This is a genomic window from Streptomyces sp. NPDC046915 (assembly GCF_040644935.1).
Classification (GTDB): domain Bacteria; phylum Actinomycetota; class Actinomycetes; order Streptomycetales; family Streptomycetaceae; genus Streptomyces.
Map to the genome: position 1 here is coordinate 475,677 of NZ_JBEYXB010000003.1, position 17,488 is coordinate 493,164.

Annotated in this window: 19 protein-coding genes; 10 read left to right on the top strand and 9 right to left on the bottom strand. The window is 68.9% G+C overall.

The features are described from left to right. Positions 1-17 precede the first annotated feature (17 nt). The 3 genes from ABZ915_RS10335 to ABZ915_RS10345 form a co-directional block, all read right to left on the bottom strand. On the bottom strand, positions 18-1,049 hold the full coding sequence (locus ABZ915_RS10335; RefSeq protein ID WP_361798911.1) for an alanine racemase: 1,032 nt from the start codon (positions 1,047-1,049) through the stop codon (positions 18-20). An 83-nt stretch (positions 1,050-1,132) separates the two neighbouring features. After that, positions 1,133-2,254 carry a peptidoglycan bridge formation glycyltransferase FemX gene (gene femX / locus ABZ915_RS10340; protein WP_361798914.1) on the bottom strand — a complete coding sequence of 374 codons (1,122 nt, stop codon included), beginning with the start codon at positions 2,252-2,254 and terminating at the stop codon, positions 1,133-1,135. A gap of 180 nt (positions 2,255-2,434) precedes the next feature. Next, a complete protein-coding gene (locus tag ABZ915_RS10345; RefSeq protein ID WP_361798917.1) occupies positions 2,435-2,752 on the bottom strand; it encodes a hypothetical protein in 318 nt (105 codons plus the stop codon). Positions 2,753-3,044: 292 nt separating this feature from the next. Here ABZ915_RS10345 and rpsF point away from each other — a divergent pair, with 292 nt between their 5' ends. The 4 genes from rpsF to rplI all read left to right on the top strand — a co-directional run bounded on the left by rpsF (position 3,045) and on the right by rplI (position 4,763). Next, positions 3,045-3,335, top strand: coding sequence for a 30S ribosomal protein S6 (gene rpsF / locus ABZ915_RS10350; protein ID WP_005482942.1), 291 nt, complete (start codon positions 3,045-3,047; stop codon positions 3,333-3,335). Between the two features lie 75 nt (positions 3,336-3,410). Beyond that, on the top strand, positions 3,411-4,004 hold the full coding sequence (locus ABZ915_RS10355) for a single-stranded DNA-binding protein (RefSeq protein WP_361798920.1): 594 nt from the start codon (positions 3,411-3,413) through the stop codon (positions 4,002-4,004). Between the two features lie 57 nt (positions 4,005-4,061). After that, on the top strand, positions 4,062-4,298 hold the full coding sequence (gene rpsR / locus ABZ915_RS10360) for a 30S ribosomal protein S18 (protein WP_003949403.1): 237 nt from the start codon (positions 4,062-4,064) through the stop codon (positions 4,296-4,298). Positions 4,299-4,316: 18 nt separating this feature from the next. Continuing rightward, complete coding sequence (gene rplI / locus ABZ915_RS10365; RefSeq protein WP_361798923.1) at positions 4,317-4,763, top strand: 50S ribosomal protein L9; 447 nt, start codon at positions 4,317-4,319, stop codon at positions 4,761-4,763. A 153-nt stretch (positions 4,764-4,916) separates the two neighbouring features. Here the strand turns inward: rplI and ABZ915_RS10370 are convergent, their stop codons facing one another. Further along, on the bottom strand, positions 4,917-6,254 hold the full coding sequence (locus ABZ915_RS10370; protein WP_361798926.1) for an MATE family efflux transporter: 1,338 nt from the start codon (positions 6,252-6,254) through the stop codon (positions 4,917-4,919). A gap of 459 nt (positions 6,255-6,713) precedes the next feature. Here ABZ915_RS10370 and dnaB point away from each other — a divergent pair, with 459 nt between their 5' ends. Together dnaB and ABZ915_RS10380 are read left to right on the top strand one after the other, a co-directional pair. Further along, positions 6,714-8,192: a replicative DNA helicase gene (dnaB, locus tag ABZ915_RS10375; protein WP_361798929.1), complete on the top strand. Its 1,479-nt coding sequence runs from the start codon at positions 6,714-6,716 to the stop codon at positions 8,190-8,192. Positions 8,193-8,273: 81 nt separating this feature from the next. After that, positions 8,274-9,659: a serine hydrolase domain-containing protein gene (locus tag ABZ915_RS10380; protein WP_361798932.1), complete on the top strand. Its 1,386-nt coding sequence runs from the start codon at positions 8,274-8,276 to the stop codon at positions 9,657-9,659. Between the two features lie 55 nt (positions 9,660-9,714). Here the strand turns inward: ABZ915_RS10380 and ABZ915_RS10385 are convergent, their stop codons facing one another. Both ABZ915_RS10385 and ABZ915_RS10390 read right to left on the bottom strand, forming a co-directional pair. Then, positions 9,715-10,170: a GNAT family N-acetyltransferase gene (locus tag ABZ915_RS10385; RefSeq protein ID WP_361798935.1), complete on the bottom strand. Its 456-nt coding sequence runs from the start codon at positions 10,168-10,170 to the stop codon at positions 9,715-9,717. 9 nt (positions 10,171-10,179) lie between these two features. After that, positions 10,180-10,638 carry a MarR family transcriptional regulator gene (locus ABZ915_RS10390; RefSeq protein WP_361798938.1) on the bottom strand — a complete coding sequence of 153 codons (459 nt, stop codon included), beginning with the start codon at positions 10,636-10,638 and terminating at the stop codon, positions 10,180-10,182. A 144-nt stretch (positions 10,639-10,782) separates the two neighbouring features. Between ABZ915_RS10390 and ABZ915_RS10395 the strand changes: the two genes are divergently transcribed. Both ABZ915_RS10395 and ABZ915_RS10400 read left to right on the top strand, forming a co-directional pair. Next, positions 10,783-11,991, top strand: a complete 1,209-nt coding sequence (locus ABZ915_RS10395; RefSeq protein ID WP_361798941.1) for an MFS transporter — start codon at positions 10,783-10,785, stop codon at positions 11,989-11,991. Between the two features lie 55 nt (positions 11,992-12,046). After that, positions 12,047-12,466: a heme-binding protein gene (locus tag ABZ915_RS10400; protein WP_361798944.1), complete on the top strand. Its 420-nt coding sequence runs from the start codon at positions 12,047-12,049 to the stop codon at positions 12,464-12,466. A 73-nt stretch (positions 12,467-12,539) separates the two neighbouring features. Here the strand turns inward: ABZ915_RS10400 and ABZ915_RS10405 are convergent, their stop codons facing one another. Beyond that, positions 12,540-13,406, bottom strand: a complete 867-nt coding sequence (locus ABZ915_RS10405; protein WP_361798947.1) for a GNAT family N-acetyltransferase — start codon at positions 13,404-13,406, stop codon at positions 12,540-12,542. A 193-nt stretch (positions 13,407-13,599) separates the two neighbouring features. Between ABZ915_RS10405 and ABZ915_RS10410 the strand changes: the two genes are divergently transcribed. Together ABZ915_RS10410 and ABZ915_RS10415 are read left to right on the top strand one after the other, a co-directional pair. Next, on the top strand, positions 13,600-14,232 hold the full coding sequence (locus tag ABZ915_RS10410; RefSeq protein ID WP_361799495.1) for a haloacid dehalogenase-like hydrolase: 633 nt from the start codon (positions 13,600-13,602) through the stop codon (positions 14,230-14,232). Between the two features lie 241 nt (positions 14,233-14,473). Then, positions 14,474-15,778, top strand: a complete 1,305-nt coding sequence (locus ABZ915_RS10415) for a globin domain-containing protein (RefSeq protein ID WP_361798950.1) — start codon at positions 14,474-14,476, stop codon at positions 15,776-15,778. A gap of 3 nt (positions 15,779-15,781) precedes the next feature. Here ABZ915_RS10415 and ABZ915_RS10420 read toward each other — a convergent pair whose 3' ends face one another. Then, positions 15,782-16,264, bottom strand: a complete 483-nt coding sequence (locus ABZ915_RS10420) for an NUDIX hydrolase (protein WP_361798953.1) — start codon at positions 16,262-16,264, stop codon at positions 15,782-15,784. A gap of 88 nt (positions 16,265-16,352) precedes the next feature. After that, positions 16,353-17,258, bottom strand: coding sequence for a LysR family transcriptional regulator (locus ABZ915_RS10425; RefSeq protein WP_361798956.1), 906 nt, complete (start codon positions 17,256-17,258; stop codon positions 16,353-16,355). Positions 17,259-17,488 lie beyond the last annotated feature (230 nt).

The window sequence follows — 17,488 nt, forward strand, 5'->3', positions numbered from 1 at the left end:
GCTGCCGGCCGGCCGGATCAGCGGTCGACGATCCGGTCGAACTGCGTGGTGGTGTGCCGCAGATGGGCCACCAGTTCCTCGCCCACCTTCGGCTCGGGCGCATCCGACGGGACGAACAGGATCGACACCTGCATGTGCGGCGGCTCCGCGAACCAGCGCTGCTTGCCGCCCCAGACGAACGGAGAAAGGTTCCGGTTGACCGTGGCCAGGCCGGCCCGTGCGACGCCCTTGGCCCGCGGCATGACGCCGTGCAGGGCCTTCGGGGCCTCCAGGCCCACCCCGTGCGACGTACCGCCCGCCACGACCACCAGGAAGCCGTCCGAGGCCGCCTTCTGCTGGCGGTAGCCGAAGCGGTCGCCCTTGGCGACGCGCGTGACGTCCAGGACCGCCCCGCGGTACTCGGTGGCGTCGTGGTCCCCCAGCCACAGCCGCGTGCCGATGCGGGCGCGGAAACGGGTCTGCGGGAACTGCTGCTGGAGCCGGGCGAGTTCCTCGGCCTTGAGGTGGCTGACGAACATCGTGTGCAGCGGCAGCCGGGCCGCGCGCAGCCGGTCCATCCAGCCGATGACCTCCTCGACGGCGTCCGAGCCGTCGGTGCGGTCCAGCGGCAGGTGGATGGCGAAGCCCTCCAGCCGGATGTTCTCTATGGCCGAATGGAGCTGCGGCAGGTCCTGCTCGCTGATGCCGTGGCGCTTCATCGAGGACATCACCTCGATGACCACGCGGGCGCCCACGAGCCCGTACACGCCGTCGATCGACGACACGGACCGGATGACCCGGTCGGGCAGCGGCACCGGCTCCTCGCCGCGCCGGTACGGCGTCAGCACCAGCAGGTCCCCGCCGAACCAGTCCTTGATGCGCGCGGCCTCGTACGTCGTGCCGACGGCGAGCACGTCCGAGCCCAGTCGCGTGGCCTCTTCCGCCAGGCGCTCGTGCCCGAAGCCGTAGCCGTTGCCCTTGCAGACCGGGACGAGCCCGGGGAACTGCTCCTGCACGTGCTTGTGGTGCGCCCGCCAGCGCGCGGTGTCGACGTAGAGCGTGAGCGCCATGGCCGGACCTGGGACCTTTCTCGTGGGCTGCGGTGGGAAAGAGGTGTGAACGGTGTGAAGCCTATGGAATCAAACGGCCGGGCTCAGCGGCGCGACATGTAGATGTCCAGCGCCTTGTGGAGCAGCTTGTTGAGCGGGAAGTCCCACTCGCCGAGGTACTCCGCGGCCTGACCGCCCGTGCCCACCTTGAACTGGATCAGGCCGAAGAGGTGGTCGGTCTCGTCCAGCGAGTCGGAGATGCCGCGCAGGTCGTAGACGGTGGCGCCGAGCGCGTAGGCGTCGCGCAGCATCGTCCACTGCATCGCGTTCGAGGGCCGCACCTCGCGGCCGATGTTGTCGGAGGCGCCGTAGGAGTACCAGACGTGCCCGCCGACGATCAGCATCGTCGCGGCGGAGAGGTTCACGCCGTTGTGGCGGGCGAAGTACAGCCGCATCCGGTTGGGGTCCTCGGTGTTGAGGGCCGTCCACATGCGCTGGAAGTACGACAGCGGGCGGGGCCGGAAGTGGTCGCGCACGGCCGTGATCTCGTACAGCCGCTGCCATTCGGCGAGGTCCTGGTAGCCGCCCTGGACGACCTCGACGCCGGCCTTCTCAGCCTTCTTGATGTTGCGGCGCCACAGCTGGTTGAAGTTCTTGTGGACCTCTTCCAGGGACCGGTTGGCGAGGGGCACCTGGTAGACGTAGCGGGGCTGAACGTCGCCGAAGCCGGCGCCGCCGTCCTCGCCCTGCTGCCAGCCCATGCGGCGCAGCTTGTCGGCCACCTCGAAGGCGCGGGGCTCGATGAAGTCGGCCTCGACGTCGCGCAGGCGCTTCACGTCCGGGTCCTGGATGCCCTGCTTGATGGAGTTGGCCTCCCAGCGCCGGATGATCACCGGCGGGCCCATCTTCACGGAGAAGGCGCCCTGCTGCTTGAGGTGGGCCAGCATCGGCTGGATCCAGTCGTCCAGATTCGGCGCGAACCAGTTGATGACCGGGCCCTCGGGGAGGTAGGCGAGGTAGCGCTTGATCTTGGGCAACTGGCGGTAGAGGACCAGACCCACGCCGACCAGCTCGCCGGTCCGTCCGTCGAACCAGCCGAGGTTCTCCGAGCGCCACTCCGCCTTCACATCAGCCCAGGCCGGGACCTGCATGTGGCTCGCCGACGGCAGGCTCTGGATGTAGGCCAGATGCTGCTCTCGGCTGATGGTCCTCAGGGTCAGGCTCATTCGGGGCGCTCCTCGGGCTGGTGTGTCCCCCTGGGTACAGGGGCTCCGGCTCACGCGCCGAAGCCTACTGCGCCTTTCGAGCGCCCCGACTGGGCATGGGGCACCTGCGCCCCGGCCTGCGGCCCGCCGGGGCGTTCCACGATGTTCGGAAAGAAGTCCGGACGGACGGCGTCCGGAGGCTCAGCCGATGAGGCCGCCGAACAGTCCGCCGTTAGCCATACCGAGCATGAAGCCGACCCCCGAGGCACCGAGGCCCACGATCAGCCCGAATCGCTCGCGCGTGGTCACCGAGACCCACTGTCCGGACACGCCGGTGAGCAGGCCCACCAGGCCGGCCCAGGAGCTGAGCAGGTGCAGGCTGCCGAAGAAGCCCGTGATGAAGGCCGTCACGCCGAGCACCAGCGTCACCGCCATCAGGGCGTCCGGGAGCGGATGGGTCTTGCCGTCGGTGGCGAAGAGGGATCCGGCGGTGTTGGGTCGCAATGCCTGTTGTGCCATGGGGCACCTCCTGCGGAAGGCGGCGCACGGTAGCGCCGTACACACCCGATGTGTACAGACTGGCGGCCTTCCCGGCCGGATTTCAACCGGAAGCAGGTGTGCGGGTAGTGTGTACCGTCTGCACCGGTGTCTGCCCAGGCCTGATCGTCATCTGATCGTCAGCGGCCCTGATTCGTCAGTGGCTCTGATTCCAGTGGCGTTGTCAGTGGCGGCCGATACCGTTGCGTACGCATCACAACCCTCCTGCCACGGAACGACCGTGGCCGCTGAGTCCAAAGGAGGTGGGTTCCACATGCGTCACTACGAGGTGATGGTCATCCTCGACCCCGATCTGGAGGAGCGCGCTGTCGCCCCCCTGATCGAGAACTTCCTCTCCGTCGTCCGCGAGGGCAACGGCAAGGTGGAGAAGGTCGACACCTGGGGCCGTCGTCGTCTGTCGTACGAGATCAAGAAGAAGCCTGAGGGCATCTACTCGGTCATCGACCTGCAGGCCGAGCCTGCGGTCGTGAAGGAGCTCGACCGCCAGATGAACCTGAACGAGTCGGTCCTCCGGACCAAGGTCCTCCGCCCCGAGACCCACTGAGCTCTCCCGCTCAGTTGATCCCGGGATTCGAGTAGCACCAAGCAGCCAGCAGCAAACCCGCCGAGAGGTTCCCCCATGGCAGGCGAGACCGTCATCACGGTCGTCGGCAACCTTGTCGATGACCCCGAGCTGCGCTTCACCCCGTCCGGTGCGGCGGTCGCGAAGTTCCGCGTCGCGTCCACTCCCCGCACCTTCGACCGCCAGACGAACGAGTGGAAGGACGGCGAGAGCCTCTTTCTGACCTGCTCGGTCTGGCGTCAGGCGGCGGAGAACGTCGCCGAGTCGCTCCAGCGAGGCATGCGCGTCATCGTGCAGGGCCGGCTGAAGCAGCGGTCGTACGAGGACCGCGAGGGCGTCAAGCGCACGGTCTACGAGCTGGACGTCGAGGAAGTCGGCGCCAGCCTGCGCAACGCCACGGCCAAGGTCACCAAGACCGCCGGCCGCGGTGGCCAGGGCGGTTACGGCGGCGGTGGCGGCGGCCAGCAGGGTGGCGGCGGCTGGGGCGGCGGCCCCGGTGGCGGCCAGCAGGGTGGCGGCGCTCCCGCCGACGACCCGTGGGCGACCGGCGCTCCCGCCGGTGGTGGCCAGCAGGGCGGCGGCGGTGGCTGGGGCGGTGGCTCCGGCGGCGGCGGTGGCGGTGGCGGCTACTCGGACGAGCCTCCCTTCTAGGCCCTCGGGCCAAGGGCGGGTCGTACCCAAACTTCTTGATCACACAGGAGAAACACCATGGCGAAGCCGCCTGTGCGCAAGCCTAAGAAGAAGGTCTGCGCTTTCTGCAAGGACAAGGTCACGTACGTGGACTACAAGGACACGAACATGCTGCGGAAGTTCATTTCCGACCGCGGCAAGATCCGTGCCCGCCGCGTGACCGGCAACTGCACGCAGCACCAGCGTGACGTCGCCACGGCCGTGAAGAACAGCCGTGAGATGGCGCTGCTGCCCTACACCTCCACTGCGCGCTAAGGGAAGGGTGACCGAAACATGAAGATCATCCTCACCCACGAGGTCTCCGGCCTCGGTGCCGCGGGCGACGTCGTCGACGTCAAGGACGGTTACGCTCGCAACTACCTGATCCCGCGGAAGTTCGCGATCCGCTGGACCAAGGGCGGCGAGAAGGACGTCGAGCAGATCCGTCGTGCTCGCAAGATCCACGAGATCCAGACCATCGAGCAGGCCAACCAGGTGAAGGCCCAGCTCGAGGGCGTCAAGGTCCGCCTGGCCGTGCGTGCCGGCGACGCCGGTCGCCTCTTCGGTTCCGTCACCCAGGCCGACATCGCTTCGGCGATCAAGGCTTCCGGTGGCCCCGAGGTCGACAAGCGCCGCATCGAGGTCGGTTCGCCGATCAAGACGCTGGGCGCCCACGAGACGTCGGTGCGTCTGCACCCCGAGGTTGCCGCCAAGGTCAACCTCGAGGTCGTCGCTGCGTGATCGCTGCGCTCGGCTTGAACGGCTGAGGCAACTCGGCTTGCACGGCTGAGAGAAGGGGCCGCACCTGCTGGTGCGGCCCCTTCTTCGTTGTGTTGTCTTCGTTGTGTTTCACGTGAAACGGTGGTTTCGAAGCAGCGGTTTCACGTGAAACGGTCAGCGCGTTGCGCCGGTGACGATCCAGCGGCCCGAGCGGGTACGCAGCCACAGCGTCAGCATCCGTACGGTCATCATCAGTGTCATGGCTGCCCAGAGCGCGGTGAGTCCGCCCCCGAAGACGGGGACCAGCAGCGCCACGGGGGCGAAGACGGCAAGGGTCACCAGCATGGCTCCGGCCAGGTACGGCCCGTCCCCCGCGCCCATGAGTACGCCGTCGAGGACGAAGACCACTCCGCAGATCGGCTGGGAGAGCGCCACCATGAGCAGCGCGGGCAGTGCGGTGTCCTTCACCACGCCGTCGCTGGTGAACAGCGGCAGAAACAGCGGTCGCGTCACGATCACCAGCAGTCCGAGAAGCACCCCGACGGCCACGCCCCACTGCACCATCCGGCGACAGGCGTCCCGGGCCCCCCGGGCGTCGTCCGCGCCGAGGTAGCGCCCGATGATGGCCTGCCCGGCGATCGCGATGGCATCGAGGGCGAAGGCGAGAAGGCTCCACAGGGACAGGATGATCTGGTGGGCCGCGATGTCGGCGTCACCGAGGCGGGCCGCGACGGCTGTGGCGATCATGAGGATCGCCCGTAGCGAGAGTGTCCGGATCAGCAGGGGCGCGCCGGCATGGGCGGAGGCCCGGATGCCGGATGCGTCGGGCCGCAGGGATGCTCCGTGTCGACGGGCTCCTCGGACGACCACGGTGAGATACACCGCCGCCATCCCGCACTGGGCGATCACCGTGCCCCAGGCGGAACCGGCGATGCCGAGACCGGCGCCGTAGACGAGACCGACGTTGAGAACGGCATTGGCGACGAAGCCCGCGACGGCCACGTACAGCGGTGTCCTGGTGTCCTGGAGCCCGCGCAGGACACCGGTGGCGGCGAGCACGGCCAGCATGGCCGGGATGCCGAGGGCGGAGATCCGCAGATAGGTCGTCGCGTACGGGGCCGCGGTGGGCGAGGCGCCGAAGACGTCCACCAAGGCAGGTGCCAGGGGCAGGACGAGGGCGATGACCGTGGCGCCCAGCAGCAGCGCGAGCCAGATGCCGTCCATGCCCTGGCGGATGGCCGCCTGGAGGTCGTCGGCGCCGACGCGTCGGGCGACAGCCGCGGTGGTGGCGTAGGCCAGGAAGACGAAGACGCTCACGGCTGTCGTGAGGAGGGCCGAGGCGACCCCGAGGCCGGCGAGCTGGGCCGTGCCGAGATGGCCGACGATCGCACTGTCGGCCATGACGAAAAGGGGCTCGGCGACGAGTGCGCCGAAGGCGGGTACGGCCAGGGCGACGATCTCGCGGTCGTGCCGTCTTGGGCCGGCTCCGGGGATCGTGGAAGCCTGTGGCATGAGCACTAATCTAATCGTCCACAGGTAAGAGATGCAATCGAGTTGCGATCCTTACTTGTGGTTGTAGGTCGCATGCTTGCGCACCCCTCTTGGGGCGATCTTGGTCCGACTGGGGAAGTTTTTCTTCTGCACAGCCGGTGGACGGGAAAGGTGCTGGTCAAAGCTGTTTCGAGGAAGCGATCGAGGGCTTGTTCACAGGGCTGTCCACCGGGTCGTGCACAGGTTTCGGCGAGTTCTCCACAGCATCCGGGCCGTCGTCCACATGGCCTGTGGATAACCAGATTGGCTGACGGTGCCGACGGGCCTACCGTTGTCCGGCGCCCGCTCCTTCTCTCGGCCTCGGAAACCTCACAAAACCGACGCGATGGAACCGGAACTGGGCCTCTAAGTTGTCAGTGCCGTGCCGTACAAAAGAGGGCACGGCGAGGTCCGCCCGGGCGGACGGGAGGAGGTGGCTCGGTGAGCATTTCCGAGCCCTTGGACGATCCGTGGGCCGACAGCGGTCCCAGCGATCGTCTGCCCGCCTCCCGCCGGAGCAGCGGTGGCGGCCGCGGCCGTGACGAGCAGCACGACCGGGGCGGCGACGGCGGCGCCTGGGACGGCGGTGGTTCCTCCTTCGAGCGGGTGCCGCCGCAGGACCTCGACGCCGAGCAGTCCGTGCTCGGCGGCATGCTGCTCTCCAAGGACGCCATCGCCGACGTCGTCGAGGTCCTCAAGGGCCACGACTTCTACAAGCCCGCGCACGAGACGATCTACCAGGCGATCCTCGACGTCTACGCCAAGGGCGAGCCCGCCGACCCCATCACCATCGCCGCCGAGCTCACCAAGCGAGGTGAGATCAACAAGATCGGCGGAGCGGCGTATCTGCACACCCTCGTGCAGACGGTGCCGACGGCGGCGAACGCCGAGTACTACGCCGAGATCGTCCACGAGCGAGCGGTGCTGCGCCGCCTCGTCGAGGCCGGCACGCGCATCACGCAGATGGGATACGCGGCCGACGACGACGTGGACGAGATCGTCAACCGCGCCCAGGCCGAGATCTACGCCGTCACCGAGCAGCGCACCAGCGAGGACTACCTCCCGCTCGGCGACATCATGGAGGGCGCCCTCGACGAGATCGAGGCGATCGGGTCGCGGAGCGGCGAGATGACGGGCGTGCCCACCGGGTTCACCGACTTCGACTCGCTGACGAACGGCCTGCACCCCGGCCAGATGATCGTCATCGCGGCACGTCCCGCCATGGGTAAGTCGACGCTGGCCCTGGACTTCGCACGGGCCGCCTCCATCAAGCACAACCTGCCGAGCGTCATCTTCTCCCTCGAAATGGGCCGCAACGAGATCGCGATGCGTCTGCTGTCCGCCGAGGCCCGTGTCGCCCTGCACCACATGCGCTCGGGCACGATGACCGACGAGGACTGGACACGGCTGGCCCGCCGCATGCCGGACGTGTCGGCCGCACCGCTCTTCATCGACGACTCCCCGAACCTGTCGATGATGGAGATCCGGGCCAAGTGCCGTCGGCTCAAACAGCGCAACGACATCCGGCTGGTCGTCATCGACTACCTCCAGCTGATGCAGTCCGGCGGCTCCAAGCGTGCCGAGAGCCGTCAGCAGGAGGTCTCGGACATGTCCCGTAACCTCAAGCTGCTCGCCAAGGAACTGGAGGTCCCGGTCATCGCGCTCTCCCAGCTCAACCGTGGCCCCGAGCAGCGCACCGACAAGAAGCCCATGGTCTCCGACCTGCGTGAGTCGGGATCCATCGAGCAGGACGCCGACATGGTCATCCTGCTGCACCGCGAGGACGCCTACGAGAAGGAGTCTCCTCGCGCGGGCGAGGCCGACCTGATCGTCGCCAAGCACCGAAACGGCCCGACGGCCACGATCACGGTCGCCTTCCAGGGCCACTACTCCCGGTTCGTGGACATGGCGCAGACCTGATCGGCTCGACTTCCTGCTCGACGGCATCGCCGCGGCCAAATCAACTCGACGCCCACGGGCCTTCCGGGGTGGACTGGCGGCATGACGACATCTGAGGAAGAGCTGCTGCCCGGCACACGTCGGGCATTGCGGCACCGGATCGCCGTGGCCCAGGCCGAAGGGCGCGCGCCGTCGCTGGTCGCGGCAGTGGTGCGGGGCGGGCGAGCGGTGTGGCACGGAGCGCGGACCTGTGTGGACGGCCATGGGCCGGACGAGAACGTGCAGTACAGGATCGGTTCGATCACCAAGACGTTCACCGCCGTCCTGGTGCTGCGGCTGCGTGACGAAGGTGTGCTCGACCTCGGTGACCCGCTGGAGAAGCATCTGCCGGGCACCGGTGCGGGGGAGGCGACCATCGCCGAACTGCTCGCGCACACGGGCGGGCTGGCGGCCGAGTCGCCGGGACCCTGGTGGGAGCGGACTCCCGGTTCTCTGCGTCCGGAGCTGAGTGACGTCCTGGGTGAGCAGCCCCTGCTGCATCCGGTCGGCCGCCGGTTCCACTATTCGAACCCCGGCTACACGCTGCTGGGCGCGCTGGTGGAGGAGATGCGTGGCACCCCCTGGGAGGAGGTCCTCCGGCACGAGGTACTCGAACCCCTGGGCCTGAACCGTACGACTGCCCAGCCGCAGGCACCCCATGCGGGTGGCTGGGCGGTGCACCCATGGGCCGACGCTCTGCTGCCGGAGCCGGTGGAGGACCTCGGCCGTATGGCACCTGCCGGCCAACTGTGGTCTACGACCGGCGACTTGGCCCGCTTCGCGGCCTTCCTGGCCAAGGGCGACGACCGTGTTCTCGGTGCGGAGTCGGTGCGGGAGATGCGGACACCCGCGGCGCCGGCCGAGGCCGCGGATGTGATGGACGGTGCCACCTACGGCCTCGGTCTGCAGATCCAGCACCGCGACGGCAGGCTGCTCGTGGGGCACTCCGGCTCGTTGCCGGGCTTCCTGGCGAACCTCACCTTCAGCGTGGCGGACGATGTCGCGGCCGTGGTGCTGGCCAACTGCACTTCCGGTCCCCTGCTGTCCGTGGTGGGCGCCGACCTCGTTCGTATCGTCGCCGAGGCCGAGCCAAGGATTCCCGAGCCCTGGCGCCCCCTGTCCGAGGTCGACCGCTCGGTGCTGGAGCTGGCGGGGCAGTGGTACTGGGGCACGCATGCCTTCGCTCTGCGGGTGGCGGCCGACGGGCTCGTCTCCCTGGGGCCGCTGTCCGGCAACGGCCGCAGCTCGCGTTTCCGGGCCAACGGTGACGGCACCTGGACGGGACTGGAGGGTTACTACGCCGGAGAGCTCCTGCGGCCCGTACGGCGCCCGGACGGAGCCCTCAGTCATCTCGACCTCGGGTCGTTCGTGTTCACGCGTCAGCCGTACGACGGGGAGGCTCCCGTCCCCGGAGGGGTGGACGCGGAGGGCTGGCGGGGGATCGGTTAGCCGGCCCGCGCCGCGGGTGGCCTGTTTCACGTGAAACAGGCCCTCCCGGCCGGTCTCAGAGCGGGAGCTTGAATCCCACGTGCGAGGCCGTGAAGCCGAGCCGCTCGTAGAAGCGATGGGCGTCGGTGCGTGTGCTGTCGGACGTCAGCTGCACCAACTGGCAGCCCAGCCGCCTGGATTCCTCGATCGCCCACTCGATGAGCCGCGTGCCCAGACCGCTGCCCCGTTCGTCCGCATGGATGCGGACACCCTCGATGATCGACCGGGTGGCCCCGCGCCTCGACAGCCCGGGAATGATCGTGAGCTGAAGTGTGCCGACGACTCGGCCCTCGCGTTCCGCGACGACCAGATGCTGGTTCGGATCGGCGTCGAGCCGCTTGAACGCGGTCAGGTACGGGGTCAGGTCGTCCGGTGACTCGCGCTGTGCGCCGAGCGGGTCGTCGGCGAGCATGCCGACGACGGCGGGGATGTCGTCGGCGACGGCGGCGCGTATCTCGAAATGATCTCCCATGGGCGCAGCCTATGCGGGCACGTTCAGCGACTCCACCACGCGGACCAGCGGCGCCAGTCCAGGACTCATGGCCGCTTCGTCGAGTGCCTCCCGCAGGGCGGCGTCATTGGTGGGCCGCGCCTCGGCCAGCAGTTTGAGCCCGGCCTCGGTGACGTTCGTGTAGATGCCCCGGCGATCGGTGGGGCACAGGTAGCGCTCGAGCAGCCCGCGGTCCTCGAGCCGGGTGACCAGCCGGGTGGTGGCGCTCTGGCTGAGGACGACCGCGTCGGCGACCTGCTTCATCTGGAGGTGCCCTCCTTCGCCGTCGTGCTGCCGGCTGAGCACGTCCAGCAGGGAGTACTCGCGCACGCTCAGGCCGTGCCCGCTCTGCAGGGCGCGCTCGATGTGCGTCTCGATCCTCCCGTGCAGCAGGGACAGGGCGCACCAGCCCTGTGCGAGCGCGGTGAGCGCGGGGTCCGTCGCTGTCATGTGGCGTTCTCCTCGTCCCGGAGCGGCTGCCATCCAAGGATAGGGCAGCGCCGCAATAGCCTGCGCTTGCATATAGCCCGCGTGTGCAATTATTGTGGACGCACGCAAAGCGCACCTGCAATCGTCTGGGAAGGTGTACCCCACATGCCTCTCGCGCTTCTGGCCCTCGCGATCGGGGCCTTCGGAATCGGAACGACCGAGTTCGTGATCATGGGCTTGCTGCCCGAGGTCGCGGGCGACTTCGGGGTTTCCATCCCCGCCGCGGGCCTGCTGGTCACCGGCTACGCGCTCGGCGTGGTGCTGGGGGCTCCCCTGATGACCGCGCTCGGCACCAAGGTCTCCCGGAAGCGGATGCTGATGCTGCTGATGGGTCTGTTCATCGCCGGGAACCTGCTGTCCGCCGTCGCCCCCGTCTTCGCGGTCATGCTGATCGGCCGTGTGGTCGCCTCCCTCGCGCACGGCGCGTTCTTCGGCATCGGCTCGGTCGTCGCGGCCGACCTGGTGGCGCCGGACAAGAAGGCGGGCGCCATCGCGATGATGTTCACCGGCCTGACCGTCGCCAACGTCGTAGGTGTCCCGCTGGGCACGCTCATCGGGCAGCACATCGGCTGGCGTGTCACCTTCGGCATCGTCGCGGGCCTCGGCGTGGTCGGCCTGGCCGGCATCGCCAAGCTGGTGCCCGAGCTGCCCAGGCCCCAGGGCGTGCACCTGCGCCACGAGCTCGCTGCCTTCAAGAACGCCCAGGTTCTGCTGGCCATGGCGATGACCGTCCTCGGCTTCGGTGGTGTCTTCGCGGCCATCACCTACATCGCGCCGATGATGACCCACGTCGCCGGTTTCGCCGACGGATCCGTCACCTGGCTGCTGGTGCTGTTCGGTCTCGGCATGGTCGGCGGCAACCTGATCGGCGGCAGGTTCGCCGACCGCGCGCTGATGCCCATGCTCTACGTCTCGCTGGGCGCCCTGGCGGTCGTACTCGCGCTGTTCACGCTCACCGCGCACAACAAGGTCGCGGCAGCGGTGACCATCGCCCTGATCGGCGCCCTGGGCTTCGCGACCGTGCCGCCCCTGCAGAAGCGTGTCCTCGACCAGGCGCATGGTGCTCCGACACTGGCGTCGGCCGTGAACATCGGCGCCTTCAACCTGGGCAACGCCCTCTCCGCCTGGCTCGGCGGTCTGGTGATCAGCGCGGGCCTCGGCTACACCGCGCCCAACTGGGTCGGTGCCGTCCTCGCCGCGGCGGCCCTGGTACTGGCCCTGTTCTCCGCGGCCCTCGAACGCCGCGACAGGGCCCGCGACACCGCGGTGGCCGCCCCTGCACGCGCCGACCAGCGCGCAGCCGCCCACCACTGAACCACCGCGCTCCCCGAGCACGATGTCCGGAACACCACAAGGAGAAGCACCCCTCATGAGCACCACCACTGTCGCCCCGCTGACCACGCAGGACGCCGAAGCCCTCGTGCACGCGGCCCGCGAAGCGGCCGAGGCCACCGGAGCCACCGTGAGCGTCACCGTCCTGGACGCGGGCGGCCACCTGCTGGCCTTCCGCCGGGACGACCGTGCCGTACTGATCTCCGGTGAGACCAGCACCCGCAAGGCCTACACGGCGCTCCAGCTGAACGCCCCCACCGCCGACCTCGTCGACGCCGTCCAGCCCGGCGCACCCTTCCACACCCTGCCCACCGCGCTCGACCGGCCCTTGCTGTTCATCGCGGGTGGCATCCCGGTCCACCGCGACGGCCGCCTGATCGGCGCGATCGGCGTCGGCGGTGGCACGCCGGAGCAGGACCACGGCTTCGCCCTCACCGCAGTGGAGACGCTCGCCTGATCACGGAGTCCGTCAGCGGTGAACGCCGGCCCCGCGGTGCAGCGGTGGCCGGTGTTCCGTGTGCGGGGGCGTCTCAGCCCGCCGCCACCGTCAGTGGGGCGAATCGGCGGGTCCAGTCACCGGGCAGGTCTGTGACGCCGTACGTCATGACGGAGTTGAAGGCGACGGACTCCAGCCCGCGCTCCTTCACCCACGCCAGCAACCCTTCGTGCCGTACGTCGATGTCGGTCCGCAGCGGGCGGTCCGTGTGGGCGGCGAGCGAGGCGAGGAGGGCCCGTGCCGTCTCGGCGTCCCGGGCGATCAGCGGTCCGACGACCTGCGTGTCCATATTGGGCCAGGCGCCCGCGTACCCGGTGATCCGGCCGTTCTCCTCGGCGACTCGTAGCTGGTCGGCGAAGGCGGGAAGCCGCGTGATGATGTGGGTGCGGTCGGCCCCGAACACCTCCTCGTCGAGCCGGAGGATCGAGGTGAGGTCCTCCGCGGTTGCCGCACGTGTCGGGACGCCGTGCTCCGGCCCACCCGGGGTGAAGTGTCCCCTCACCATCTCCGCCCGGCCGGTGACCTTGAAACCGAGCTCTTCGTAGAGCGGGCGCCCGTACGGCGTCGCGTGCAAGGTCAGGGGCGTGGTTCCCATCGCGGAGACGACATGACGCATCAAGCGGCGTCCGACGCCCCGGCGGGCATGCCGCTCGGCGACCAGGACCATGCCGAGGGCGCCGAGAGCCGGGTGGTCCTGCGGGCCGTACTGCGTGACGACGCACGCCGCGACCAGACCACCGTCGGGATCGTCGATGCCGTAACCCCGTCCGGCGACGAGGAGGAAGCCCCATTTGTGTTCCTCCCGTGGCCACCCCCGGTCTTCGGACAAGTCGGCGCAGGCGGTGAGATCGCGCAGCGTCAGACGGCGAATGGGCAGAGCGTCGAGGGATGGAGTCGGCACGCAGGTCAGGCTGTCCGACCGGTGCCCTCTGCGTCCACCTGTTTCGAGGCATACGCAGGTGCTTTTGGCCATGTCGTAGCCGTCCGAGCAGCGCACGGACAGGCATGGGGTGTTTCACGTGAAACGTCGGCGAACGATGCGCATCCGGCAGGCCGCAGAAGAGTCACCAAGCCTTCCCATTAACCTCGAGGCCATGCCGAGACTTCATCTCTTCGATCTTGATGGCACTTTGCTGCATGGAACGACCGCTCCAGTGGAAATTTCCCGCCAACTCGGTTTGGAAGCCGAGGCGGTGGCCCTCGATCTGGAGATCGCGGCAAGGCGGATCGGGCCGCCGGAATACGCGATCCATGTGCGTGCGCTGTGGGCGGAACTCACCGAGGCGCATGTGGCGGCCGCTTTCGAGGGGGCTCCTTGGCTGGCCCGGATCCGTGAGGTGTGGGCGAGGATCAGGGGTGCCGGTGACTATTGCGCCGTGGTGTCGCTCTCGCCTTCCTTCTTCGTGGAACGGCTCCTGAACTGGGGAGCGCATGCGGCGTTCGGATCCCGCTTTCCCACCGTGCCGTTCACCGAGCCGGTGGACCCGGCCGGTGCGCTCAACTCCGCGGCCAAAGTGCGGATCGCGGACCAGTTGTGCAAGGAGTTCGGGGTGACCCGTGCGGACTGTGTCGCTTACGGCGACTCGTTGTCGGACCGGGATCTCTTCACGGTGGTGCCGGTGTCGGTCGCGGTCAATGGGGACGCCAGTCTGACGGGTCTCGCGACACACTCCTACACGGGACGGGATCTGTGGGATGCCTACCAATTGGTGGGCCCCGCCCGGTAATCGAGGGAATCACTGGTTCGGGTCCGAGCCGATTCGCCGGGGGAGCGAGGGGGGACTTGTGCGGCGGGCGGTGGCCGGTAGGGTCGACTGCGGTTCACGACGCAGCTCAATGAGACGGATAGATCGAAGGCCGCATTTCCGGGTATGCGGCCAGAAGTATCCGCGCCGGGGTGATGCTGCGGCCGACCGCGGGGGGAAAGCAGGCATCTTCCGATTCGGAAGTGCGCAGACCGACCGAAAGATGTTCGAGGCGAGGCACACCATGGACGCTCCGACCACCACGTCGGCGGACAACGGCACATCCGGCGGAGGTGGCTGGTTCACGCCACACACCGCACCGCCGGCGCCAGTGGACGGTGATGGACCGGAACACCCCTCCACGGATGCTCCCGCCCCCAAGGGGCACGCGGAGCCCCCCACCGCCGTGGGCGCCTCCCCGGACGCCCTCCTCATCCGCCGCACCATGGCCGAGGTCGCCCCCGTGGCCGAGCAGGTCACCTCGTACTTCTACGCCCTGCTCTTCGTACGTCACCCCGGCCTGCGACCGCTGTTCCCGCCCGCGATGGACATCCAGCGGGAGCGGCTGCTGAAAGCGCTGCTGACGGCGGTCGAGCACATCGACAACACGCCCGTCCTCGTCGACTACCTGCAGAATCTCGGCCGCGGTCACCGCAAGTACGGCACCCGGCCCGAGCACTACCCCGCCCTCGGCGAGTGTCTGATCGGCGCCCTGAGCAAGTACGCCTCCGCCGTCTGGGGCACGGAGACAGAGGCGGCCTGGGTGCGGGCCTACACGAGGATGTCGCAGATCATGATCGACGCGGCGGCCGCCGACGAACTGCGCTTGCCGGCCTGGTGGTACGCCGAGGTCGTCGCACACGATCTCAGGACGCCGGACGTAGCGGTCCTCACTCTCCGCCCGGACCAGCCCTACCCCTTCCTCGCCGGGCAGTACACGAGCGTGGAGACACCCTGGTGGCCCCGCACCTGGCGGCACTACTCCTTCGCCTCCGCCCCCCGCAGCGACGGGCTGCTGACATTCCATGTGAAGGCCGTTCCCGCGGGCTGGGTCTCCAATGCCCTGGTGCACCGGGCCCGCCCGGGGGACGTCATCCGGCTCGGTCCGCCCACCGGGTCGATGACCGTCGACCACACCACCGACAGCGGCCTGCTCTGTCTCGGCGGCGGCACCGGCATAGCGCCCATCAAGGCGCTGGTCGAGGATGTCGTCGAGCACGGCGAACGCCGTCCCGTCGAGGTGTTCTACGGCGCCCGCACGGACCACGACCTGTACGACATCGACACCATGCTGCGGTTGCAGCAGAGCCATCCCTGGCTCTCCGTCCGCACGATCGTCGACCAGCAGACGAACCTCCAGCTCCCGGACGCCGTGCGCGAGTACGGACCGTGGACCCAGTACGAGGCCTATCTCTCCGGACCGCCCGGAATGATCCGCAGCGGTGTCGACGCGCTCAGGGACGTCGGTATCCCCTCGGAGCGGATACGCCACGACTCGGTCGAGGAACTCGTGGTCGCGGGGAACTGAGACTCAGCCCAGATCCGGTGCATGCATGGCCCGCACGCCCTCGATGTTGCCGTCCAGGTAGTGCCGCAAGGACAGCGGGACGAGATGGACGGAGGCGATGCCGACCCGTGTGAACGGCACACGGACGATCTCGTACTCGCCGGTGGGCTCGTCCATTTCGGGACCGTGGCGCAGCGAGGGGTCCATGGACTCCAGCCGGCAGACGAAGAAGTGCTGCACCTTCACACCGGTCGCGCCGCCGTCCTCGCCGATGTGCTCCACGGTGTCCACGAAGCAGGGCACCACGTCGGTGATCTTGGCGCCGAGTTCCTCGTGCACCTCGCGGTGCAGGGCGTCGACGACGGTCGTGTCGCTCGGCTCGACCCCGCCACCGGGAGTGACCCAGTAGGGATCGACACCAGGCTTGGTGCGCTTGATCAGGATCAGGTCGTCACCGTCGAGGAGAACGGCACGGGCGGTGCGCTTGACCACGGGTCGGACGGTCATGGGAGAAATGTCGCCCGGTTGGTTCCACGTGAAACATCGCAAAGCGCCACCGGGCGAGCGCGCGCCGTGACCGCGGTGCGCCCCCTGCTCAGCACCAGTCGGCGGCCGCCCGCTGAAGCCACTCGTGCGCCCGCGCGATATGCGGCATCGCGAGCGTGCCGGTACGCACCACCAGGAAGTATGTCCGCAGCGGGGGCACGGCCGGCTCGTGCAGCGCGACCACGTCACCCTGCTGGACGGCGGCGGTGCACAGATAGCGGGGCAGTACCGCCAGCCCGGCCCCGGCGGTCGCACAGGCAAGAACGGCGCGCAGGTCGGGAACGATGACGGTGCCGGACGCGGAGGGGCGGGAGTCGAAGACGGAGGCCCAGTAGCGGGAGACGAAGGGCAGCGACTCGTGGACCTCGACCACGGGCAGATTCTCCAGGGCGGCGGCCCCCTTGCGGCGCGGTTTCCCCGAGTCGATCCGCTCGGCCCAGCGAGGGGCGGCGACCAGGACGTGCTCCTCATCGCACAGTGGAGTCGCCGTGAGCAGGGCACCGCGCGGACGGGCCGTGCAGATGACCAGATCATGATGCCCGGCGGCCAGCCCCTCCAGAATCTCCTCGGCGTTCCCGAACGAGGCGCGCAGTGCGAAGCCCCGCCAGTCGTCCCCGGTGAGCTCGGTGAGGGCGGGGAGCGCGCGTTCCGCGGTGAACTCGGGCGGCCCGGCGAGGTGCAGGGTACGTGACGAGGACTCGTCGTCGAGCCCGGTCTCGGCTATCTCCACGAGCGCGTCGAGATGCGGCGCGGCCTTGTGCGCGAGCTCGTCGCCGATGGTCGTGGGAGTCACCCCGCGGGCCTGCCGCAGGAACAGCGGGCGGCCCAGTTGTCTTTCCAGGGTGCGGATCTGGGAGGTGACGGCCGGCTGGGAGAGACCGAGAAGCGCGGCGGCGCGGGTGAAGGAGCCGGCCCGGTGCACGGTCACGAAGGTGCGCAGCAAGGCCAGATCCATGGAACGCCCTCCCCTTTCCCTGCCCTTCTCCCGCCCCCCGGACAGGTCCAACTATAAATAAGTCGATAGGCCCCTGTCGCTAGCGTGATTGGACACTGACAGAGAGTCAACTAGCCTTGTTCGCGCGGTTCTTCGCGCGCGGAACCGGGACGGTCCGAGCCACGAGGGGGGAGGCTCGGACCGTCCGTCGTCCACGGCCGGATCCCATCGGGTTCTCGTCCCACTGCCAG